The sequence below is a fragment of the Bradyrhizobium sp. CCBAU 65884 genome (assembly GCF_028128835.1).
In the GTDB taxonomy this organism is placed as follows: Bacteria; Pseudomonadota; Alphaproteobacteria; order Rhizobiales; family Xanthobacteraceae; genus Bradyrhizobium; species Bradyrhizobium ottawaense.
The window spans coordinates 1-20,918 of record NZ_LBJU01000079.1; the positions used below are offsets into that span (position 1 = coordinate 1).

The window sequence follows — 20,918 nt, forward strand, 5'->3', positions numbered from 1 at the left end:
CCGCCAGGCCACGCCTTGACGGCCGCAAGCACGGCGTCATGCTCGCGGAAATCGGGCGTGCCTTAATGGTTGCTACGGCACCGCGTTCGGGGCCGGTCCCTACGCCACACTCTCCAGGAACGCCTCTTCCGCGGCGTGCACGGCGTCGGGCGTGCCGACATGCATCCAGACGCCGTCGAGGCGGAGGCCGAACAGCCGCTCCTGCTCGCCCGCGCGGTCGAACATTTTCGTCAGCGAGAACTCGCCCTGCGGCGCGCCTTCGAAGATCGACGGCGACAGGATCGCCGCGCCGGCATAGACGAACGGAACGACCTCCTTTTCCTTGCGCTTGCGCAGGGCGCCGTCGGGCAGCATGCCGTAATCGCCGCGACCGCTATAGCCGATGCTGGTCGCAGTCGGCGCCATCAGCAGCAGGATATCCATGCGCGCGGGGTCGAAATTCTCGGCGAGCCGCGTCAAATTGGAGCGCACGCCGTCGATCCAGAGCGTGTCGGAATTGACGTGGAAGAACGGTGCGTGGCCGAGCAACGGCAGCGCCTTGACCACGCCGCCGCCGGTGCCGAGCACCTGGTCGCGCTCGTCAGAAATTGTCACGCGCGGAAGCTGGCGCGATGCGACGTGATCGATGATCTGGTCCGGCAGGTAATGCACGTTGACCACGGCCTCGGTCACGCCCGCCTGGCCGAGCTTGTCGAGCACGTGGTCGAGCAGTGGCTGGCCGGCCACCGGCACCATCGGCTTCGGCATCTTGTCCGTCAGGGGACGCATGCGCAGGCCAAACCCTGCGGCGAGCACCATGGCTTTGGTCGGTTTGACGGACATCCTTCGCTTTCTCAGACCTTTCGCGTTCGCAGCAATCCTAACACGAGGTTCGATCAGCCGCACCGCATCTCAACCGCCTTAACCACCCGCCGTGACGGTTGTACGACGGGTGTTGCCATCATGCCCCGACGGCTGTGGAACGCGCCTTTTTCTTCTTGTCGCCGAGCTTGAGGAAATTGACCCCGATCTGGTCGCCATTGACCCAGGCCAGCTCGCAACGCCGGTACGCAAGTCCGGTGGACGACAGCAGCAGAAAGAACTCCTTCAGATGGAGGCCCTCCACGGAGCCGTCGATGGTCAGCTTGGCGCCGGTCTCGGAGACGTCCTCCATGGTGCAGTCGCGCCGCCAGGTGCCGTCGATTCCCATCATCTGGGCCGAGATCCCGCGCTCGAAGACAACCCGGCTGTTGCCGCGCTGGTCCGTCTTTACCGCCATCTGCCCGCTCCAGCCCGTAATGATCCGGCTGCCTCGCCGCCAGAATACCGGCGTCTTGGCTAACAGCCGGTAAATCGGACTCCGAATCAGGCCTTTGGCGGACTTTGGGGCGGTGGGACGTTGGCGAGATACCAGTCGCGCAAAGAGCTCAGCGCGGGATGTGCCAGCGAGCGCTGGAGATAGGTCCAGATCCGCGGCTGGTGACGCAAATAATGCGGCTTGCCATCGCGGCGGTTGAGGCGGGCGAAGGTGCCGAGCAGCCGCGTATTCCGCTGTGCCGACATGATGGCGTAGAGCTCGGCGAACCCGGCCGGATCGAAGCCGGCATCGCCAGCGCGCCGCGCCTTGATGTAGCGCGACAGCAGCGTCAGCTCGAGGCTTTCGGGCACGTCGATGCGGGCGTCCTGCAGCAGCGACACCACGTCGTAGGATTGCGGACCGAGCACGGTGTCCTGAAAATCGATCACGCCGACGCGCGCGATGCCGGCGCGATCCGGAAGCCAGATCAGATTGGGCGAGTGATAGTCGCGGATGATCCACGTCCTCGGCGCGGCCAGCGGCTTCCTCAGCAGCTCGTGCCACATCGCGAAGAATTCGGTCCGCTTGTCGTCGCTCAGCGGCGCGTTCCGATCAGGCAGATACCATTCCGGCATCAGGCCGATCTCGATCAGCAGCGCCTCGGCATCGAAGACAGGTATAGCGTAGGTCTGTCCGTCCAGCGGCAATGTTTCCGGCAGCGTCTTGCCGTGGAGCACGGCCAGCACATCGGCCGCGGCCTCGTAGCGCTCGGCAATCGGGCGTGGCGGATCGCCTTCGATCACGCCTTCGCTGCCGAAATCCTCGGTGATCAGGAAGCCATGGTCGAGGTCGGAATGGTGGATCGCGGGCGCCGAGATGCCCTGCGCGCGCAGGCCTTCGTCGATCGCAACGAACGGCTTGACATTCTCGGCGAGATGCACCGCGGCGCTGTAGGATTTTCCGTTGTACGTCGCAGCACCATCAGCGCGCTGCGGAAAGTTCATGAGGATGACGATCTCGTCGTCGCGCAGCAGCCGCGCATAGGAGCGCGTCGAGGCATCGCCGGCCATGCGCCGACGCGTCGCCTCGAGATAGCCTGATACGTCGAGGAATTCGCGCAGCGCCTGCAGCCGCGCGACAGTGGCGGCACCCTTGCCGTAGCCGGTGATGTCGGCGGCGCGCGCATTCGAGCCCAGCGCCGGCCGATGCGTCAGCGCGATGTCGATGCGATCCTGTGGCATCGCCGACGGCGCGCGCTCCGGCCATTCGATCAAGACGAGTGTGGCATCGGGCAGCGGCGACAGCCCGATCTCCTCGAGCTCGCTCTCATCCTCGACGCGGTAGAGATCGGCGTGCATCACCGGAAAGGGCGGCAGCTCATAGCCCTGAACCAGGGTGAAGGTCGGGCTCGGCACTTCCAGCGCCTCGTCGCCGGCGAGGTAGCGGATGAGCGCGCGGGCGGCCGCGGTCTTTCCTGCGCCGAGATCGCCGGTGAGGGTGATGACATCGCCGGGACCGACCAGCAGCGCGAGGTCGGCCATCAGTTGCGCGGTGGCCGTCTCGTTGTGAAGCGCGACGGAGAATGTGGTGGGCGCGCTCATTCGGCGGCGTCGCGATGCGCCGCCTGGTCGGTCGGGAAGTCGCAGATCACGACCGTGCCCCGGCCGACGATCGAATCCACCCGCACCTTGCCGCCATGCAGCTCGACGAAGGAGCGCACCAGCGACAGGCCGAGCCCGGCGCCGCGGTGACGCGAGCCCTGCGAGCGGCTTTCGAACCAGTTGAACACCTTGTCCTTCATGTCGGCAGGTATTCCAGGCCCGGAATCTGTCACAGTGAAGACCACGCTGCGTTCGGTGCGGCGCGCGCTGATGCCGACGGTGGAATCCTGTGGAGAAAACCCGACGGCGTTGGCGAGGAGGTTATAGAGCACCTGCACCACGCGCTTCTCGTCGCCGACGAAGCTGCCGACATCGGGCGCGATCTCGACCTTGAGGCGGATGCGGTCGGTCGCGAGCCGGTCCTGGATGCCTTCGGCCGCGAGCTCGATGGTCTTGCTGACGTCGACCGGGCCGAGTTCCAGCTTCATGGCGCCCGCGTCGATGGTGGCCAGATCGAGGATGTTGTTGGTCAGCGCCAGCAGCGCGTTGGTCGATTTGGTGACGTAGTCGAGATATTCGGCCTGTTTCGGCGTCAGCGGCCCGGTCGAGGGGTCGCTGAGGAAATGCGCGAAGCCGATGATGGTGGTGAGCGGCGAGCGCAGCTCGTAGGAGACGTGGTGGACGAAATCCACCTTCATCTGGTCGGCGGCCTCCAGAGCCTCGTTGCGCTCGCGCAGCGCGCGCTCGACGTTCTCGGTGTCGGTGATGTCCTGGAACGTCAGCATGGTCGCGCCGTCATGCAGCGGGCGGATCATGCCGTCGAGCACGCTGCCGTCCTTGCGCTCCAGCTTCAGCGGCACGTCGGCGCGGCTCTCGATCGAGGTGACGGCCTCGCGGATCTGACGCCAGACCGTGGGGTCGTCGAACAGCTGATGGCACCAGCCTTCCACCGTCTGGATATGCGGCTCGTCGCGCATGGCATCGCTCGACAGTTTCCACATCCGGACGAAGGCCGGGTTGAACAGCTGCGCCTTGCCGTTGCTGCCGAACACCGCGACGCCCTCGGCGAGGCTGTCCAGCGTCTCGCGCTGGACACGGATCATGCCGTCGAAGCGGCGGGCGAGCTCGAGGCTCTCGGTGACATCGTCGAACAGATAGGTGACGCCGCCTTCCGGGTTCGGCGTGGTGACGACCGAGAGCGCACGGCCGTCGGGCAGGTACCAGGTGTCCTTGGTGGTCTCGACCGCGCGATAGGCCTCGTGCAGCTTGGATTTCCAGGCACGGAAGTCCGGCTGCTCCGGCAGTTTTCGCGCGGCACGGAGCTGATCCAGCACGCTGGAATCATCGGGATTGGCGTCGAGGAAGGTGCGGTCGAGGTCCCACAGCCGGCGGTAGGAATCGTTGTAGAAGGCGAGCCGGCGCTGACCGTCGAACACGGCAACGCCGGAGGAGAGCTGGTCGAGCGTGCGGCGATGCGCCTCCGCCATCCGCACCAGCGCCGAGCTGAGCGCGTCCGCCTCGCTGGCATCGATGGCGACGCCGACGCTGCCGCTGCCGACATTGACCGCGCGCACATCGTAGATGCGGCGCTCGCCGCTGATCACAATCGGCAGCCGGGCGTTGAAATTGGCGGTGTCCTTCAGTCCCCGTTCCATCGCGGTGCGGTCGGCGCTGTCCAGCAGCTCCAGCTTGCGCTCCTGCGCGTCGGTGACGTTGTTCGCCTCGGTGGCACGAACATAGGCCGGGTTGGCGTAGGTCAGCGCGCCGTTCTCGCTCTTGGCCCAGATCGGCCAAGGTGCGTTGGCGGCAAAGCCGCGCAGCATCTCGGTCTCGTCGGAGAGCGCGTTGTAGCGCAGATTGGTCTCGGCCAGATCACGGCGGAGCCCCGAGAGTTCGCGAATCCGGACAATGGCCTGGCCGCCGATGGCACGGCCGATGGCCTCGAGCGTGTGGCCATGCGCGGTCGTCAGTGTCAGCTGGAACCCGTCGCCGCGGTCACGCAGCGCATCGACGGCGTGATCCATCTGGAGCGCGGGCTCCGGCGGCAGCCAGGTTCCGAATGCGAGCACGCGTTGCGGCGAGGAGTCGCGCGGCAGCACCATCGAGATGTCGCCGGAGATCTGCGCGCGATTGTCGCCGGCCGGCCAGGAGATCAGGATCTGCGGCTCGGCGAACAGCAGCGCGCCGAAACGGTCGGCCTGGAGCTGGAGTTCCCCGATTCGGGCGCGCAGCCGCGCCTCGTTCTTCGCGGTGCGCACGCGCGTGCGCATCAAGAGGATCGCAGCCACCACCGAGAAGCCGAGCAAGGCCAGCGCGGTGGCGAGCACCGCGAGTTCCTGCCGGTTGAAATCCAGCATGATGGAGAGGGTGTCGATGAGGTCGGCCGCCTCCGCCGGCGCAGCCGGCAGCAGCGCTGCAAGAGCGCCTCCCAACAAGCCGTTGCGCACGAGCGATGTGCACGACAGCAGCGTCCGACGCATCGACACGATCACGCCTGACATAGTTGCCCCAAGACCGCACGAATTTACGCGCGGCGACCCCCGTCGCGCGCGAATCAAACGACAATACCCTCACCGCGACTCCGCCGGTAAGAGTCCAGATCGTGAACGCAAAGGCGGCCCCAAAAAAATGCCGGGGGAGGGGTTCCCGCCCACGTAGTTCTTCGGGATGATTCGGCTGAAATTGCCGTGCGTTAGCGGGGCCGAATATTTGGGCGACATGGCCGCTGCTCTGCGCGTCGACCTCTCCCGCAAGCGGGAGAGGTAAGAAACTAGCGGCCGGTCGAGCCGAAGCCGCCGGCGCCGCGATCCGTGGCCGACAATGTGGCCACCGGAACCAGCGCGGCCTGCACCACGGGCGCGATCACCATCTGGGCGATGCGCTCGCCGCGCTTGATCACGAACGGCGCCGCGCCGTGGTTGATCAGGATCACCTTGATCTCGCCGCGATAGTCCGCGTCGATCGTGCCCGGCGCGTTCAGCACGGTGACACCGTGCTTGGCGGCAAGTCCCGAGCGCGGCCGCACCTGCGCCTCGTGCCCAGCCGGCAATGCGATCGCAAGTCCGGTCGGCACCAGCGTGTATTGGCCGGCAGCGAGCGTCATCGGCTCGCTGTCCGGCACCGCCGCCATCAGATCGAGGCCGGCAGCCTCGGTGGACTGATAGGCCGGCATTGGCAGGCCTTCCGCATGGGCCAGGCGTTGCAGTTCGACAGTGACCTTCGTGCTCAAGATGCCGGCTCCAGGGATTTGTCGGTCACGCTTTTCGCGATGTGCGCGACCAGTTCGATGGCGACCTGTTCCTTGGTCATCACCGGCCAGGAATCAACTGCAATCTCGCCGTCCTTCTCACCAGTCTTGCGACTGATCAGATGCACGGTGTTGCGGTCGCCGCCCATCACGCCCGTGGCGGGCGAGACGTCATTGGCGACGATCCAGTCGCAGCCCTTGCGGGCGAGTTTTGACTTGGCGTTGTCGATGAGGTGCTCGGTCTCGGCGGCAAAGCCGATCACCAGCGGCGGACGCTTGTCGGTCAGCTTCGAGATCGTGGCGAGGATATCGGGGTTCTCGATGAGCTGAAGCGGCGGCATGCCGGCCGCGGTCTTCTTCAGCTTCTGCTCGCCCTCGTTGGCAACGCGCCAGTCGGCGACGGCGGCGGCAAAGATCGCGATGTCGGCGGGGAGCGCGGCCTGCACCTGCTCCAGCATCTGCCGCGCCGATTCCACATGCTTCACCGTCACGCCCTGGGGATCGCTGAGGTCGACCGGACCGCTTACCAGGATCACCTCGGCACCGGCGGCCTGTGCGGCGGCGGCAATGGCAAAGCCCTGCTTGCCGGAAGAGCGGTTGGCGATGTAGCGCACCGGATCGATCGGCTCGTGGGTGGGACCTGCGGTGATCAACACGCGCTTGCCGGCGAGCGGGCGCGGCACCGGCGGCCGCAGCAGACGCTCGGCGGCGGCGGCGATCTCGACCGCCTCCGACATGCGGCCAATTCCGGCCTCGCCCGCTTCGGCCATCTCGCCGGAATTGGGTCCGATCAGCACCACGCCGTCGCGCTGCAGCTGCGCGACGTTGCGACGCGTCGCCGCATTGTTCCACATCAGTGGGTTCATTGCCGGTGCCAGCAGCACCTTGCGGTTGGTCGCGAGCAGGATCGCGCTGGCGAGATCGTCGGCGTGGCCGTTGGCCATCTTCGCCATCAAGTCGGCGGTCGCGGGCGCCACCACGATCAGGTCGCAGTCGCGCGCAAGCCTGATATGGCCGGCGTCGAACTCGCTCTGGGGGTCGAACAGGTCGGTATAGACGCGCTCATGGGAGAGGGCGCTGACCGCCAGCGGCGTGACGAATTGCTGCGCCGCTTTGGTCAGGACACAGCGGACCTCGACGCGGCGCTCCTTCAACCTTCGGATCAGGTCGAGCGATTTATAGGCTGCGATCCCGCCGCCGATGATCAGGGTGACGCTGGCCTCAGGGACGGCGCCGGTGCGCTGAGGGGTGGGGGCGACGGAGGCTGCCGGCGGCGCCGAAAACGGCGTCAGCGGCTCCTCGCGGCCCTCGATCAGCTCCCGCAGGATGACCCGGACCTCTTCCTCGACCGATCTGCGGTTCTTGGCCGAGCGCAGCCGCAAATAGGTTTTGACGCCGTCGTCGAGCTTGCGGATGGTCAGGCTTGCCATGACGCCCTCCAGCACGGAATGATGGCGATGATATCATTCGCGTGATTGCAATGCAATCAAGCTTTCGGCAATCATAGATTCCGGACGGCGATCAGGATCCCGATGAAGGTCGCGGCGATGATCCAGAGCGCGACGGTGCGCCAGCGGTTCTTGCGGCCCTCGCTGCGACCCATCGCGGCGATGCTCTCCGGCGACAGCCTGATGCCCTCCCGCGTCATGGTCTCGAGCTGCTCCAGCACCTTCACCGACCGCTCGGCGATCTCCGGCAGGCGCATCAGCACGCGCGCGATGTCTCCGGTCCCGGCGAGCGCGCCTTGCACCCGGCCGATGGGTCCGAGATTGCGCTCGATCCATTCGCGCACCACGGGGTCGGCGATCTTCCAGATGTCGAGCTTGGGATCGAAGCCGCGCGCCACGCCCTCGACCACCACCATGGTCTTCTGCAGGAGGATCAGCTCGGGCCGCGTCGTCATGTCGAACAGGCCGGTGACCTCGAGCAGCAGCGTCAAGAGCCGCGCCATCGAGATCTCTTCCGCCGTGCGGTTGTGGATCGGCTCGCCAATGGCGCGGATCGCCTGCGCAAAGTTCTCGACCGAGTGATGCGCGGGCACGTAGCCCGCCTCGAAATGCACCTCGGCGACGCGGCGATAATCGCGAGTGATGAAGCCGAGCAGGATTTCCGCGAGAAAACGCCGCTCCTTCATGCCGAGCCGGCCCATGATGCCGAAATCGACCGCGACGAGTCGTCCCGCGTCATCCAGGAACAGATTGCCCGGATGCATGTCGGCGTGGAAGAAGCCGTCGCGCAGCGCGTGCCGCAGGAAGCTCTGGATCACCTTGCGGCCGAGATCGGGCAGGTCGACCTGCGATTCTGCCAGACGCTTGTGATCGTTCAGCGCGATGCCGTCGATCCACTCCATCGTCAGCACGTTGTGCGTGGTGCGGTCCCAGTCCACGGACGGCACGCGGAAATCAGGATCGCCCTGCGTGTTCTCCGCCATCTCTGACAGCGCCGCAGCTTCCAGCCGCAGATCCATCTCCATGGCGACCGAGCGCGACATGGTGTTGATGACCTCGATGAGCCGCAGCCGCCGCGCTTCGGCCGAGTAGGTCTCGGCTTTGTTTGCGACGAAGAAGAAATCGGAGAGGTCGCGGCGGAAGCGTGAGGCCACGTTGGGCCTGAGCACCTTGACCGCGACCGACTTGCGGATGCCGGCGTGCAAGACCTCGCCGCGATGCACCTGCGCGATCGAGGCCGCCGCGACGGGAGGGCCGAAGCTCACAAACACGTCCTTCAGCGGCCGCTCCAGCGAGGTCGCGATCGCGGCTTCGGCTTCGTCCTGCGGAAACGGCGGCAGGCGGTCCTGGAGACTTTCGAGGTCGCGCGCCATGATGACGCCGACGACGTCGGGGCGTGTGGCCAGGAATTGTCCGAGCTTGAGATAGGCGGGGCCCATCCGCGTCAGCGCGCGCGATATCCGCGGGCCGTGCTTGACGCCACGCCGTTCGACCAGGCGCGCCAGCTTCAGAGCGAGCTGTCCCGGCGGCGGCACCAGGCTCGGATCGACCGAGCCGAACACGCCCTCGCGCGCAAACACGAACGCGGCGCGGATCAGGCGCGCAATGTGGGTGAAGGCAGAGATCACAAACGCCAGCCCGAATGCAGTGCGACGATGCCGCCGGACAGGGTCTGCCAGCTGACGCGGGCGAAGCCGGCGTCGCGGATCATGTCGGCGAAGGCGTTGGGTTTTGGAAACTTGCGGATGGACTCGACGAGATATTGGTAGGACTCGGCGTCGCCCGTGATCATGCGGCCGAGCGGCGGGATCACCTTGAACGAGAACAGGTCGTAGATCCGGTCGAGCCCGGGCATCTCGACGGTGGAGAATTCCAGGCACAGAAAGCGGCTGCCGGGCTTCAGCACGCGATAGGCCTCGCGCAGCGCCAGATCGATCCGGGGCACGTTGCGAATGCCGAAAGCGATCGTATATGCGTCGAAGCTGCGGTCGGCGAAGGCGAGCGCTTCGGCATTGCCTTCGACGAAATCGACCCGGGTTTCGAGATGGCGCTTCGCGGCGCGCTCGCGGCCCACCGCCAGCATGTCGGTGTTGATGTCGCAGACGGTGGCATGGAAGCCGGGGCCCGCGGCCTTGGCGGCGCGGAACGAGATGTCACCGGTGCCGCCGGCCACGTCGAGCAAGGCGAACGACCGGTCGCTCCTGGGCGGGTCGAGCGCGGTGATCATGATGTCCTTCCAGACCCGGTGCAGGCCACCGGACATCAAATCGTTCATCAAATCATAGCGCGATGCCACGCTGTGAAACACATCGTTCACCAGCGTCTGCTTGTCCCCGAGGGGGACGTCCTTGAAGCCAAAATGCGTGGTTTCGCCCGGCCGATCCATTACTCTACTCCACTGGGCGAACCATAGCGCGCCCGCCGCAAAGGCGCTATCACACCGCCCTCATAAGGTGAATGCCTGACCATGCCTGAATTGCCCGAAGTCGAGACCGTCCGCCGCGGCCTTCAGCCCGTGATGGAGGGTGCGAAAATCCTGGTGGCGGAGGCCCGCCGGCCGGACCTGCGCTTTCCGTTCCAGCCGGACTTCGTGGCCCGGCTTCAGGGGCAGGTCGTCACGGGGCTCGGCCGCCGTGCAAAATATCTCATGGCCGATCTCGCCTCCGGCGATGTGCTCCTGATGCATCTGGGCATGTCGGGCTCGTTCCGCGTCATCAAGCCGGACAACGAGGCAGCTCCCGGCGAGTTTCACTATCCTAGGGGCAAGGACTCCACGCACGACCACGTGCTGTTTCGGATGTCTTCCGGCGCCGACATCGTCTTCAACGACCCGCGCCGTTTCGGTTACATGAAAGTGATCGCGCGTAACGCACTCGACGAGGAGCCGCTGCTGCGAGGCCTCGGCCCCGAGCCGCTCGGCAACGAATTCGACGCCGCGATGCTGGCGCGGTCCTGCGAAGGCAAGGCCACCAGCCTGAAGGCCGCGCTGCTCGACCAGCGCGTGGTGGCGGGGCTCGGCAACATCTATGTCTGCGAAGCCCTGCATCGCTCGCATCTGTCGCCGCGCCGGATCGCGGCGACGCTCGCGACCAAGGGTCGCAAGGGCGTTGGCGGCGGCGAGCCGACCGATCATGCGAAGCGATTGGTAAGTGCGATCCACACCGTGCTGAACGACGCCATCAAGGCCGGCGGCTCGTCCTTGCGCGACCATCGCCAGACCTCGGGCGAGCTCGGCTATTTCCAGCACTCGTTCAAGGTCTACGACCGCGAAGGCGAGAAATGCACGACGCCGGGATGCGGTGGCACGGTCAAGCGGTTTACGCAGAATGGCCGGTCCACCTTCTGGTGTCAGAAGTGTCAGAAGTAGAAATCCATGCCGACGCCGCAGCTTGAAACCGAACGGCTGATCCTGCGTCCGCTGGCGCTGTCAGACGTGCCGGCGATCCAGCGCCATTTCGACAATTGGAATATCATCCGGCATCTCTCGATGGTCGTGCCGTGGCCGTATCCCGCCGACGGAGCGGAGACGTTTGTCAGGATGCAGTTTGACAAGATCTCAGCCGGCGAAGACATCCATCTCTGGGTTCTGGTGCTCAAGGAGGGGGACGGCGAGGCGATTGGAAACATTCATCTGCGGCCCCGTGCCGAAGGCCCGAAAGGCAATCGCGGCTTCTGGCTGGCGGAGCCTTACTGGCGGCGCGGACTGATGCCGGAAGCCATCGCCGCGGTGAACGATTTTGCCTTCCTCACGCTCGGCCTCGATCATTTCTACGTCTGCAACGCCGCGACCAACGAAGCCTCGCGTCGGGTCAAGCAGAAGACCGGCGCGGAATTCGTCGGCTTCATCGAGCTCGCCCATCACGACGGGCAATCGAAGTCCGAGAAATGGATCGTGCGGCGGGAGGCCTGGTTGGGCAACAGATCTGCGATTGAAGGCTAATGCATGCCCAGCGTCATGGTCGGGCTTGTCCCGGCCATCTGCGTTCTTCTTCCCTGTTGCCAAGACGTGGATGCCCGGGACACCTGCGCGAAGCCGCGCTTCGCGCTTTTGCCCGGGCGTGACGGAAGGATGGGGGCAAACAACGCGAAGCGAAGCAATCCGGCCGGGCTGGTGGCCGGATTGCTTCGTCGCTGGGGCCCTTCGGGATGGTGAAGGGCCGGCTGCCGTCTGAGCGACCGCCCCGGTCAGGACGCTAGTGTCGTAGTCTCGTCCGCCGAAAGCTCGGCAGCGACATGCAGCATGCCGCACGCAGCCGATATCACCTGGTCGATCTGGACATTGGTCATGGCGCTTAGCTCGAGCCGGGTTTCGATCCAGCGCCAGAGGCCGCGGATCTCGTCCGCCGACTTGCCGTTCGGCGCGAATTCGCTCACCGCACGGCCGTTCGCGAGCGAGTCCTGGTGATCGTTGCGCATCACGATCAGCGGGCGCGCGAGCACGTCAGAAAGATCGAGCGCCGCTTCCTCGGCGAGGGTGTTGGCGGCGTTGTCGATGCGCTGGCCGCGGATCGGCGTCTGGTTCAACACGAAGCTGTAGGGCCGCTTCCAGGCGCGTGCGACGCTGAGCGTCGAGACGGTCGCCTCGATGTCGGCGACGCTCGGGCGGGCCGGGATCAGGCAGAGATCGGAATGGCGGATTGCAGCGGTGGTCGCGGCGCTGAGGCCGGCGGCGGTGTCGACGATCGCAAGCTGCAGGCCGCTGTCAGCCAGCATCTTCAGGCGCGGCTCGATGTCGGCTGCGTGATAGATCGGCTCGACGACGAGATCATCGGCGGTGCGGCGGCGCTGCCAGTTCGACAGGGTGCCCTGCGGGTCGGTCTCGATCAGGCGGACGATGAAGCCGGCCTGCTTGGCCGCGAGCGCGAGGCCGATGGCGAGCGTGCTCTTGCCGCTGCCACCCTTTTGGGTGGCCAGTACGATCGTGTGCATTTGAAGATCAATCCTTTGGAATGCTTGGGTCAGGAATACGCCACGCGAACGTGCATCGATCTCGATGCTGAGCCTTCTAGCTCAGGACGTGCCGGCCCGATCCAAAGGGGGATCGCGGAGGTCCGAATCAGCAGCAACGATGATGGCGGAAGAGGGATGGCCAGCTAATCCGTACCATTACTGGACCAGTAGTCGTACGTGTGATGATGCTCGCGGCTCGGTTGAGCTCGTGCCCCGGACAAAGCGCAGCACGCTAGTGATGCGCTGCTGAGCCGGGGCCCAGAAAGCCACTTGCACGGAATTTGAGGAAGCATGGGTCCCGGCTCAGCGGCGCGGCACTACGCGCCGCACCGCGTCCGGGACACGAGAGTTGGCGTTAGACCTACTTCCGGACGCAGATCACGCGCACGACGGCAGCTTTTGCATCCGTCGAGGTGCCGTTCGCTGTGACCTCGTTCGCCTTCAGGAAATCGCGCACCGTTTCCGCGGACACCATCACCGCCTGTGACGCCGGCACCGATGTCGCGGGCCCCGCGACCATCGCCGGCTTCAACAGCGCAATGCCGGCGAACTTGCCGTCGCCATCGATCGCCGGACCCCCGGATACCCCGACCGCCGGCGGTGGGGACAGCACGGAATCGCTGCTCGGGACCGGCGCCAGCGCGGCCTTGATGCTCGACACGCCGGCCGCGCCACCCTGGCTCTGCGGATCGGCGATGCCGACGACATCCACGTTCGTCCTTGCCGCGCCGCCAGCGAGGCTGAACGGCTTCAGGCCGCGCGCGCCGTAGATATGCAGGAGTGCGAGACCGCGCTCCTTGTCCTCGGCGAGGCGATCGGCGCTGCCATAGCCGGCGATCGTGATGGCAAGACAGTTGTCGGTGACGAGCCGGTCGGTGACGATCGCGCCGTCGTCGCTGACGACGAGGCCGGTGCCGTACTCGACGGTCTTGCGGGGCGGCGGCCCGGCCTGCGGGCCTGGCGGAAATGCATTGAACGCGCTCGACATCGCGATCACGACCGGCTCGACCGTGTTCTCGGTCGCCTGGTCGTAGAGGATTGTCATGGTGCGGACCTCGTCGCCTCTAAAGGTGCCGCGGACGTAAAATTTCTTCAGGCCCTGCAAACCCGACAGCACGAAGAAATCCGGCTTCACCACGGTGTAATCGACCTTGCGCCCGGACGGCTCCTTCTCAAGCTCCGCGAGTTTTGCCGTGGTCGGGTTCGCCTCCTTGCGGCGGCTGAGCAGCACCTGCACGGTTCCAGTCGGCGAGGTCCATTTCGAGCCGTTGGCGTCGCTCGCCTGCTGCGGCACCAGTTTCGAGGGGATGCCGAGCCGGGCGCCGCTGGTCGGCTCCGTCACGATCTTCCAGCCGACGCCGTCCTGCTTCTTTCGCGCCGTCTCGGCCAGCGCGGCGCGCTCCAGCGGATTGAGCACGCCGGTCGGCTTGCCGCCCTTGGCCTTCTGGTATTCCTTGATGGCGGTGACCAGCCGCGCGCTGGCGTCGCCGGTGATGGCGCCGTTGTATTGGCCGACCCAGGCGAGGTCGGATTGCAGCGACAGCCGCTCCGCCTGCGCCATCGCATCCGCCGTCGCCGACGGCGTCTGCATTGCGGGTGGCCGGATCGGCACGGTCTGGACCGGCTTCGGCTTGGTACCGGGGATCTGCGGCGTCGTCATCTGGGCGTTCGCGCCTGTGGCAGACGCAAACATCAGTGTTGCCGCAAGCATCGATCTCATGACAAATCCAGCCAGCCCATTGAACGCAATGTCATTCAAGCACATCTCGTTGGTCGCGAACAATGTAGCGGTGGTTCAGGCCTAAGGTCGAGCCGCGTACTCAGGTCCTCATCTGAGGAGCGGCCTCAAGGCCGCGTCTCGAAGGATGGCCGCGGCGAGATCGGGGCCTGCATGGTTCGAGACGGCGCTTTGCGCCTCCTCACCATGAGGAGTGAAAGCGACGGCTTGGTAGGAGAGGCGTACGACGATGCTGAGCCCGGACGAACTCGAACGCTATGCCCGTCATATCGTGCTGCGCGACGTCGGCGGCCCGGGCCAGGCCGCGCTGAAGCGGGCCTCCGCGCTGGTGGTCGGTGCCGGCGGGCTCGGCGCGCCGGCGCTGATGTATCTGGCCGCCGCCGGTATCGGCACACTCGGCGTGGTCGATGACGACGTGGTGTCGCTGTCCAACCTGCAGCGCCAGGTGATCCACACCACGCCCGATATCGGCCGGCACAAGGTCGAGAGCGCGGCCGAGCGGATTGCGGCGCTCAATCCGCATGTTCGTTTCGTCGGCCACGCCACCTGGCTGAATGCCGACAATGCGCTCAGCCTGATCGGCGACTACGACCTCGTGCTCGACGGCTCCGATAATTTCTCGACGCGCTATCTGGTCTCGGACGCCTGCTTCTTCGCGAAGCGGCCGCTGATCACGGCGGCGCTCGGCACCTTCGACGGCTCGCTCACCACCATCCGCGCGCACGAGACCAACGAGCAGGGCGAATTCAATCCGACCTATCGCTGCCTGTTTCCGGAGGCGCCGCCGCCGGGTACCGTTCCGGCCTGCGCGGAAGCCGGCGTCATGGGTGCGCTGGCGGGCGTGCTGGGATCGATGATGGCGATGGAGGCGATCCGCGAGATCGTCGGTTTCGGCGACGGCCTGGTCGGCCGCCTCCTGATGATCGATGCGCGCGCGATGCGCTTCGAGACGCTGCGCTACGAGCGCGATCCGGCCAACCCGCTCAATGGCGACGGGCCGGTGTTCGACGATTTGAGCATCCACCGCGAGTAGAGGTGGCAGTGAAACCTCAGAGCATGCTCGGCAGCACGCGATCCGGCGGCTTGTGGGCGTCGAGGAAGGTGCGGATGTTGATGATCACCTTCTCGCCCATCTCGACGCGGCCTTCGATCGTGGCCGAGCCCATATGCGGCAACAGCGTCACCTTGCCGGCCTTGGCAAGCCGCACCAGCTTCGGGTTGACCGCGGGCTCGTGCTCGTAGACGTCGAGCCCGGCGCCCCCGATCTCGCCGCCTTCGATCAGCTTGATCAGCGTGTCCTCGTCGGTCACCTCGCCGCGCGCGGTGTTGACGATGTAGGCGTCCTTGCGGATCAGCTTCAGCCGCCGCGCCGAGAGCAAATGATAGGTCGCCGGCGTGTGCGGACAGTTCACCGAGATGATGTCCATCCGCGCCAGCATCTGGTCGAGGCTTTCCCAATAGGTCGCCCCTAACTCCTCGGCGATCTTCGGCGCGACGGGACGGCGGTTGTGATAGTGGATCTGCAGGCCGAAGGCGCGGGCGCGGCGCGCCACCGCCTGGCCGATGCGGCCCATGCCGATGATGCCGAGCCGCTTGCCGCCGATGCGGTGGCCGAGCATCCAGGTCGGCGACCAGCCCGGCCAGGGTTTTCCTTCGGTCAGGATCGAGGCGCCTTCGATCATCCGCCTGGGCACGGCGAGGATCAACGCCATGGTCATGTCGGCGGTGTCCTCGGTCAGGACCTTCGGCGTGTTGGTGACGGTGATGCCGCGAGCATGCGCGGCCTCGACGTCGATATTATCGACGCCGTTGCCGAAATTGGCGATCAGCCGCAGCTTGCAGTCGGGCTGGTTGATGATGTCGGCGCTGATATGGTCGGTGACGGTCGGAACCAGCACGTCGGCGGTGCGTGCGGCTTCCGCGATCTGGTCGGCGGACATCGGCGTGTCCTCGAGATTGATCCGCGCGTCGAACAATTCGCGCATCCGCGTCTCGATCGAATCCGGCAGCTTGCGCGTCACCACGACGAGGGGCTTTTTCTTCACCGACATGTCCTGCTCTCATGAGGCGTCGCAAGCCGCCTCTGTCGCCAAAGGCCGGTCGTTGAGGTCTCATTAACCCGGTTGTTCGACACTGCCCTTGCCGTGTCCGTCCCCGGCGTTTCCTTCAAGCTCTCCCGATATTTCCGGCCGGAAAAATCGGGGCAAACTGGTTGTTCAAGTGCCCGTCCTCTCTAGCAGAAGGCCGGGCCAAGACAAGAACCACGGGTCAAGGCTTGGGAACACCCGCGTGGGGCGGGTCAGGGGGTTGCGCGGCAGGTTTTGGAATTTGGGGTGAGGACCCGGCTCGGGCCGGGTCGTCGACAGGAGACGGGTTGATGGCGTTGGGGCGTTTTTGTTCGGTGATGGCGCTCGTTTGCACCTGGTTGAGCGCTTCGGTCGGCCCCTCGCATTCGGCCAAGGATACGACGCCCCAGACCGCCAGCGGCCTGCCGGTGCCGCGCTATGTCAGCCTCAAATCGGATCATGTGAACGTCCGCGCCGGCCCGACCAAGGACAATGACGTGGCCTGGGTCTACACCCGTTCGGGCCTGCCGGTGGAAATCACCGCCGAGTTCGAGAATTGGCGCCGGGTCCGCGATTCCGAAGGCGCCGAGGGCTGGGTCTATCACTCGTTGCTGTCGGGCCGCCGCACCGCGGTCGTCACCATGAAGCACAAGGACGACCTCGCCCCGATCTACGATCGCGCCGACCTCGACAGCGCGGTTGCAGCAAGACTCCAGGCCGGCGTCGTCACGCAGGTAAAGAAGTGCGCTGCAAACTGGTGCCGCGTCACCGGCAACGGTTTTGACGGCTGGATCCAGCAGGAGCGCCTCTGGGGCGTGTATTCGGACGAGCAGGTGAATTGACGCTGCCGTCGTCCCGGCGAACGCCGGGACCCATAACCACAGGGTTAAATTGTTTTGGAAGGCGTCAGCCAGCGTGCCTCATTGAGGGATCACGCGGTATGGGTCCCGGCGTTCGCCGGGACGACGATAGAGTTGTGAGGTTCAGCGCTTCTTGCGCAGGCGCACGACCATGTCGATGCGCGCGATCTCGTAACCCTCCGGCACCTCCGGCATCTTGGACAGCGCCAGATGCGGATCCTCGATGTCGACCAGCTCATGGCTGTTCTCGAGGTAGTAGTGATGGTGGGTGGTGACGTTGGTGTCGAAATAGGTCTTGGTGCCGTCGACGCTGACTTGGCGGAGCAGGCCGGCATCGGTGAGCTGGTTCAGCGTGTTGTACACGGTCGCCAGCGACACCGGAACCTTGGCCAGTGTGGCTTCCTCGTAGAGCATTTCAGCCGTGAGGTGGCGAGCACCTTTGCCGAACAACAGCCAGCCCAGTGCCATGCGCTGGCGCGTCGGACGGAGCCCGGCGGACTGGAGCATTTCATTGACGTCGTGCCAAGGGCAGCCGGTCAGAGCCGGCTGGCGGCCGGACAAGAGGGCCGCGGCATGGACGTCGTCGTCGTGATGGGGCGCAGTATTCTCGCTCATTTCCAGATTTCGGGCACGCGTGAACAATATCTCTCAGCAATATAAGAACAGAAAGATGCAGATGCAAGTTTCTCGCAACTAGAGGGGTTCTAATCAGGCTTGGAACCGGAGCGGGATCGCGTCATTTTACCTTCATGGATGCGCTTTGCTACCCGAAATAGCCTGTGTTAGAGAGCGCGCGGTTCCGCTTAGCCGATTTTGGCGCAGCCGGGCATCGAAGCCCGGTCCGCAGTCCATCCGGGGCATGCGGGCGCAGCGCCTGACAGTGGCAATTGGCGTTGCTCTCCGACCGAGACGGGGCCCATTTTCGCCAAAAAGCGCCGCTCAATCGGAATTCAAACAGAGGCTCGTGCATGCTGAACAGGCGCAACGGTTACGAATATGAAGATCTGCTGGCCTGTGGCCGCGGCGAGATGTTCGGCCCGGGCAATGCCCAGCTGCCGTTGCCGCCGATGCTGATGTTCGACCGCATCACTGACATCAACGACAATGGCGGCGAGTTCGGCAAGGGGCTGGTGCGCGCCGAACTCGACGTGAAGCCCGACCTCTGGTTCTTCGGCTGCCACTTCAAGAACGATCCGGTGATGCCCGGCTGCCTCGGCCTCGACGCGCTGTGGCAAATGGTCGGCTTTTACCTGGGCTGGACCGGGGGCGAAGGTCGTGGTCGCGCGCTTGGCCTGAACGAGCTGAAGTTCAGCGGCCAGGTGCTGCCCGAGGCGCGCAAGGTTGTGTACAACGTCGATATCAAACGCGTGATGCGTTCAAAGCTGGTGCTCGGTATCGCCGACGGGTGGCTTTCGGTCGATGACCAGATTATTTATCGCGCCAAGGACTTGAAGGTCGGCCTGTTCAAGCAGGGCACGAGCCTGGGCTGAGCGCATCACCAAGACAACAACGATTGAGGCGAGGCTGTCATGAGGCGGGTTGTGGTCACCGGGATGGGCATCGTCTCGTCGATCGGAAACAACACCCAGGAAGTGCTTGCGAGCCTTCACGAGGCGAAGTCGGGCATTTCGCGGGCTGAGAAATATGCCGAGCTCGGCTTCCGTTCGCAGGTACAGGGCGCGCCGACGCTCGATCCTGCGACGGTGGTCGACCGCCGCGCGATGCGTTTCCTCGGCCAGGGCGCGGCGTGGAATCACGTCGCGATGGAGCAGGCGATCCAGGACTCCGGTCTGTCGCCTGACGAAGTCTCCAACATTCGCACCGGCATCATCATGGGCTCCGGCGGCCCGTCCGCCCGTACCATCGTCGAATCCGCGGACATCACCCGCACCAAGGGACCGAAGCGCGTCGGACCTTTCGCAGTGCCGAAGGCGATGTCGTCCACGGCCTCCGCGACGCTTGCGACCTGGTTCAAGATCAAGGGCGTGAACTATTCGATCTCCTCGGCCTGCGCGACGTCGAACCATTGCGTCGGCAACGCCTATGAGACGATCCAGATCGGCAAGCAGGACGTCATCTTCGCCGGCGGCTGCGAGGAACTGGACTGGTCGCTCTCCGTGCTGTTCGACGCCATGGGCGCGATGTCCTCGAAATACAACGACACGCCGGCCACGGCCTCGCGTCCCTACGACGTCAACCGCGACGGCTTCGTCATCGCCGGCGGCGCCGGCGTGCTGGTGCTGGAAGAGCTCGAACATGCCAAGGCGCGCGGCGCCCGCATCTACGGCGAGATCGTCGGCTACGGCGCGACCTCGGACGGCTACGATATGGTCGCACCTTCAGGCGAAGGCGCCGAGCGCTGCATGCGCATGGCGATGTCGACGGTGAAGACCAAGGTCGACTACATCAATCCGCACGCGACCTCGACCCCGGCCGGCGATCCGCCGGAGATCGACGCGCTCCGCCGCGTGTTCGGAAGTGGAGAGAAGTGCCCGCCGATCTCGGCGACCAAGGCGCTGACCGGCCACTCGCTGGGCGCCACCGGCGTGCAGGAGGCGATCTACTCGCTGCTGATGATGAATAACGGCTTCATCTGCGAGAGCGCGCATATCCAGGAGCTCGACCCTGTCTTCGCCGACATGCCGATCGTGCGCAAGCGCATCGACAACGTCAAGATCGGCACCGTGCTGTCGAACTCCTTCGGCTTCGGCGGCACCAACGCCACGCTGGTGTTCAGCCGGTTGGATGCGTGACGTCGTTGTTGGCGTACTGTTGATTTTCTCGTCATGGCCGGGCTTGTCCCGGCCATCCACGTATTGGGACTAGGTTTGGAAGGGCGTGGAAGCCCGAGCATGACCTAAGCGGAAGGTAATCGCGAGATGGAAGGTCTGATGAAAGGTAAGCGCGGTTTGATCATGGGCATCGCCAATGATCATTCGATCGCCTGGGGCATGGCGAAGACGCTGCATGCCCACGGCGCCGAGCTTGCCTTCACCTTCCAGGGCGAGGCCCTCGGCAAGCGCGTCAAGCCGCTGGCGGAGCAGCTCGGCGTCGATCTGGTGCTGCCGTGCGACGTCGAGGACATCGCCAGCGTCGATGCGACCTTCGATGTGCTCCGTGAAAAATGGGGCAAGCTCGATTTCGTCATCCACGCCATCGGCTTTGCCGACAAGAACGAGCTGAAGGGCCGCTACGCCGACACCAGCCGCGAGAACTTTTCACGCACCATGGTGATCTCGTGCTTCTCGTTCACGGAAGTGGCGAAGCGCGCCGCCGAACTGATGACGGAGGGCGGCAGCATGATCACGCTGACCTTCGGCGCCTCCGAGCGCGCGATGCCGAACTACAACGTGATGGGCGTGGCCAAGGCGGCGCTGGAAGCCTCCGTGCGCTATCTCGCCTCCGATTTCGGACCGCGCGGCATCCGCGTCAACGCGATCTCGGCGGGCCCCATCCGGACGCTCGCCGGCTCCGGCATCGGCGAGGCGCGCGCGATGTTCGCCTTCATGCAGAAGCATTCGCCGCTTCGCCGCGGCGTCACGCTCGACGAGCTCGGCGGCTCGGCGCTGTATCTGCTGTCGGATCTCTCCGGCGGCGTGACCGGCGAGATCCACTATGTCGATTCCGGCTACAACATCGTCCTGATGCCGAGGCCTGACGATTTGAAGACGCCCGACTGAGGCGTCCGCGAGTAGCCTGATATGACGACGCCGTAGGGTGGGCAAAGGAGCG

General features: G+C 65.3%; 19 protein-coding genes. 7 read left to right on the forward strand and 12 right to left on the reverse strand.

Annotated elements, in window-relative coordinates; all coding sequences use genetic code 11:
- Positions 1 to 99: 99 nt before the first annotated feature.
- From XI03_RS04110 to ubiE, 8 genes are all read right to left on the reverse strand, one after another.
- The gene (locus XI03_RS04110; protein ID WP_097668272.1) at positions 100 to 822 is read right to left on the reverse strand and encodes a nucleotidyltransferase family protein; all 723 of its coding nucleotides are present in this window, start codon (positions 820 to 822) and stop codon (positions 100 to 102) included.
- 118 nt (positions 823 to 940) lie between these two features.
- A complete protein-coding gene (locus tag XI03_RS04115; RefSeq protein WP_018323417.1) occupies positions 941 to 1,258 on the reverse strand; it encodes a PilZ domain-containing protein in 318 nt (105 codons plus the stop codon).
- 86 nt (positions 1,259 to 1,344) lie between these two features.
- Positions 1,345 to 2,877: a tRNA (adenosine(37)-N6)-threonylcarbamoyltransferase complex ATPase subunit type 1 TsaE gene (tsaE, locus tag XI03_RS04120; RefSeq protein WP_271591412.1), complete on the reverse strand. Its 1,533-nt coding sequence runs from the start codon at positions 2,875 to 2,877 to the stop codon at positions 1,345 to 1,347.
- The gene (locus XI03_RS04125) at positions 2,874 to 5,378 is read right to left on the reverse strand and encodes a sensor histidine kinase (protein ID WP_038949463.1); all 2,505 of its coding nucleotides are present in this window, start codon (positions 5,376 to 5,378) and stop codon (positions 2,874 to 2,876) included. Before XI03_RS04125 ends, tsaE begins: the two co-directional genes overlap by 4 nt.
- 269 nt (positions 5,379 to 5,647) lie before the next feature.
- The gene (gene dut, locus XI03_RS04130; protein ID WP_271591413.1) at positions 5,648 to 6,106 is read right to left on the reverse strand and encodes a dUTP diphosphatase; all 459 of its coding nucleotides are present in this window, start codon (positions 6,104 to 6,106) and stop codon (positions 5,648 to 5,650) included.
- On the reverse strand, positions 6,103 to 7,554 hold the full coding sequence (gene coaBC / locus XI03_RS04135) for a bifunctional phosphopantothenoylcysteine decarboxylase/phosphopantothenate--cysteine ligase CoaBC (RefSeq protein ID WP_271591414.1): 1,452 nt from the start codon (positions 7,552 to 7,554) through the stop codon (positions 6,103 to 6,105). The genes dut and coaBC overlap by 4 nt, the downstream gene beginning before the upstream one ends.
- Before the next feature lie 71 nt (positions 7,555 to 7,625).
- Complete coding sequence (gene ubiB / locus XI03_RS04140) at positions 7,626 to 9,200, reverse strand: 2-polyprenylphenol 6-hydroxylase (RefSeq protein ID WP_028139489.1); 1,575 nt, start codon at positions 9,198 to 9,200, stop codon at positions 7,626 to 7,628.
- Positions 9,197 to 9,958 carry a bifunctional demethylmenaquinone methyltransferase/2-methoxy-6-polyprenyl-1,4-benzoquinol methylase UbiE gene (gene ubiE / locus XI03_RS04145; RefSeq protein ID WP_028139490.1) on the reverse strand — a complete coding sequence of 254 codons (762 nt, stop codon included), beginning with the start codon at positions 9,956 to 9,958 and terminating at the stop codon, positions 9,197 to 9,199. Before ubiE ends, ubiB begins: the two co-directional genes overlap by 4 nt.
- An 81-nt stretch (positions 9,959 to 10,039) precedes the next feature.
- Here ubiE and mutM point away from each other — a divergent pair, with 81 nt between their 5' ends.
- On the forward strand, positions 10,040 to 10,939 hold the full coding sequence (gene mutM / locus XI03_RS04150) for a bifunctional DNA-formamidopyrimidine glycosylase/DNA-(apurinic or apyrimidinic site) lyase (protein ID WP_038970609.1): 900 nt from the start codon (positions 10,040 to 10,042) through the stop codon (positions 10,937 to 10,939).
- A gap of 6 nt (positions 10,940 to 10,945) precedes the next feature.
- Positions 10,946 to 11,512 carry a GNAT family N-acetyltransferase gene (locus tag XI03_RS04155; RefSeq protein ID WP_271591415.1) on the forward strand — a complete coding sequence of 189 codons (567 nt, stop codon included), beginning with the start codon at positions 10,946 to 10,948 and terminating at the stop codon, positions 11,510 to 11,512.
- A gap of 245 nt (positions 11,513 to 11,757) precedes the next feature.
- On the opposite strand, the gene XI03_RS04160 is transcribed toward XI03_RS04155, so the two are convergent.
- Both XI03_RS04160 and XI03_RS04165 read right to left on the reverse strand, forming a co-directional pair.
- Complete coding sequence (locus tag XI03_RS04160; protein WP_271591416.1) at positions 11,758 to 12,501, reverse strand: ParA family protein; 744 nt, start codon at positions 12,499 to 12,501, stop codon at positions 11,758 to 11,760.
- Between the two features lie 382 nt (positions 12,502 to 12,883).
- The gene (locus XI03_RS04165) at positions 12,884 to 14,242 is read right to left on the reverse strand and encodes a peptidoglycan-binding protein (RefSeq protein ID WP_028139494.1); all 1,359 of its coding nucleotides are present in this window, start codon (positions 14,240 to 14,242) and stop codon (positions 12,884 to 12,886) included.
- A gap of 247 nt (positions 14,243 to 14,489) precedes the next feature.
- Between XI03_RS04165 and XI03_RS04170 the strand changes: the two genes are divergently transcribed.
- The gene (locus XI03_RS04170; RefSeq protein WP_038949454.1) at positions 14,490 to 15,293 is read left to right on the forward strand and encodes a HesA/MoeB/ThiF family protein; all 804 of its coding nucleotides are present in this window, start codon (positions 14,490 to 14,492) and stop codon (positions 15,291 to 15,293) included.
- A gap of 16 nt (positions 15,294 to 15,309) precedes the next feature.
- Here XI03_RS04170 and XI03_RS04175 read toward each other — a convergent pair whose 3' ends face one another.
- Positions 15,310 to 16,311: a 2-hydroxyacid dehydrogenase gene (locus XI03_RS04175; RefSeq protein WP_018323404.1), complete on the reverse strand. Its 1,002-nt coding sequence runs from the start codon at positions 16,309 to 16,311 to the stop codon at positions 15,310 to 15,312.
- Positions 16,312 to 16,637: 326 nt separating this feature from the next.
- On the opposite strand from XI03_RS04175, the gene XI03_RS04180 reads away from it, so the two are divergent.
- Positions 16,638 to 17,168 (forward strand): SH3 domain-containing protein, encoded by a 531-nt coding sequence (locus tag XI03_RS04180; protein WP_018323403.1) that lies wholly within the window; start codon positions 16,638 to 16,640, stop codon positions 17,166 to 17,168.
- Positions 17,169 to 17,309: 141 nt separating this feature from the next.
- Here the strand turns inward: XI03_RS04180 and irrA are convergent, their stop codons facing one another.
- Positions 17,310 to 17,801: an iron response transcriptional regulator IrrA gene (irrA, locus tag XI03_RS04185; RefSeq protein ID WP_008131763.1), complete on the reverse strand. Its 492-nt coding sequence runs from the start codon at positions 17,799 to 17,801 to the stop codon at positions 17,310 to 17,312.
- 353 nt (positions 17,802 to 18,154) lie between these two features.
- Here irrA and fabA point away from each other — a divergent pair, with 353 nt between their 5' ends.
- The 3 genes from fabA to fabI all read left to right on the forward strand — a co-directional run bounded on the left by fabA (position 18,155) and on the right by fabI (position 20,866).
- Complete coding sequence (fabA, locus tag XI03_RS04190) at positions 18,155 to 18,676, forward strand: bifunctional 3-hydroxydecanoyl-ACP dehydratase/trans-2-decenoyl-ACP isomerase (protein WP_018323402.1); 522 nt, start codon at positions 18,155 to 18,157, stop codon at positions 18,674 to 18,676.
- A 39-nt stretch (positions 18,677 to 18,715) separates the two neighbouring features.
- Positions 18,716 to 19,939, forward strand: a complete 1,224-nt coding sequence (gene fabB, locus XI03_RS04195; protein WP_038949452.1) for a beta-ketoacyl-ACP synthase I — start codon at positions 18,716 to 18,718, stop codon at positions 19,937 to 19,939.
- Positions 19,940 to 20,065: 126 nt separating this feature from the next.
- Entirely contained in the window at positions 20,066 to 20,866 is an 801-nt protein-coding gene (gene fabI, locus XI03_RS04200; RefSeq protein ID WP_028139498.1) for an enoyl-ACP reductase FabI, read from the forward strand.
- Positions 20,867 to 20,918: the final 52 nt, after the last annotated feature.

Coding starts and splice junctions, on each gene's coding strand:
- XI03_RS04110 (WP_097668272.1), bottom strand. CDS start 822: ATGTCCGTCAAACCGACCAAAGCCATGGTGCTCGCCGCAGGGTTTGGC.
- XI03_RS04115 (WP_018323417.1), bottom strand. CDS start 1,258: ATGGCGGTAAAGACGGACCAGCGCGGCAACAGCCGGGTTGTCTTCGAG.
- tsaE (WP_271591412.1), bottom strand. CDS start 2,877: ATGAGCGCGCCCACCACATTCTCCGTCGCGCTTCACAACGAGACGGCC.
- XI03_RS04125 (WP_038949463.1), bottom strand. CDS start 5,378: ATGTCAGGCGTGATCGTGTCGATGCGTCGGACGCTGCTGTCGTGCACA.
- coaBC (WP_271591414.1), bottom strand. CDS start 7,554: ATGGCAAGCCTGACCATCCGCAAGCTCGACGACGGCGTCAAAACCTAT.
- ubiE (WP_028139490.1), bottom strand. CDS start 9,958: ATGGATCGGCCGGGCGAAACCACGCATTTTGGCTTCAAGGACGTCCCC.
- mutM (WP_038970609.1), top strand. CDS start 10,040: ATGCCTGAATTGCCCGAAGTCGAGACCGTCCGCCGCGGCCTTCAGCCC.
- XI03_RS04155 (WP_271591415.1), top strand. CDS start 10,946: ATGCCGACGCCGCAGCTTGAAACCGAACGGCTGATCCTGCGTCCGCTG.
- XI03_RS04160 (WP_271591416.1), bottom strand. CDS start 12,501: ATGCACACGATCGTACTGGCCACCCAAAAGGGTGGCAGCGGCAAGAGC.
- XI03_RS04165 (WP_028139494.1), bottom strand. CDS start 14,242: ATGAGATCGATGCTTGCGGCAACACTGATGTTTGCGTCTGCCACAGGC.
- XI03_RS04170 (WP_038949454.1), top strand. CDS start 14,490: ATGCTGAGCCCGGACGAACTCGAACGCTATGCCCGTCATATCGTGCTG.
- XI03_RS04175 (WP_018323404.1), bottom strand. CDS start 16,311: ATGTCGGTGAAGAAAAAGCCCCTCGTCGTGGTGACGCGCAAGCTGCCG.
- XI03_RS04180 (WP_018323403.1), top strand. CDS start 16,638: ATGGCGTTGGGGCGTTTTTGTTCGGTGATGGCGCTCGTTTGCACCTGG.
- irrA (WP_008131763.1), bottom strand. CDS start 17,801: ATGAGCGAGAATACTGCGCCCCATCACGACGACGACGTCCATGCCGCG.
- fabA (WP_018323402.1), top strand. CDS start 18,155: ATGCTGAACAGGCGCAACGGTTACGAATATGAAGATCTGCTGGCCTGT.
- fabB (WP_038949452.1), top strand. CDS start 18,716: ATGAGGCGGGTTGTGGTCACCGGGATGGGCATCGTCTCGTCGATCGGA.
- fabI (WP_028139498.1), top strand. CDS start 20,066: ATGGAAGGTCTGATGAAAGGTAAGCGCGGTTTGATCATGGGCATCGCC.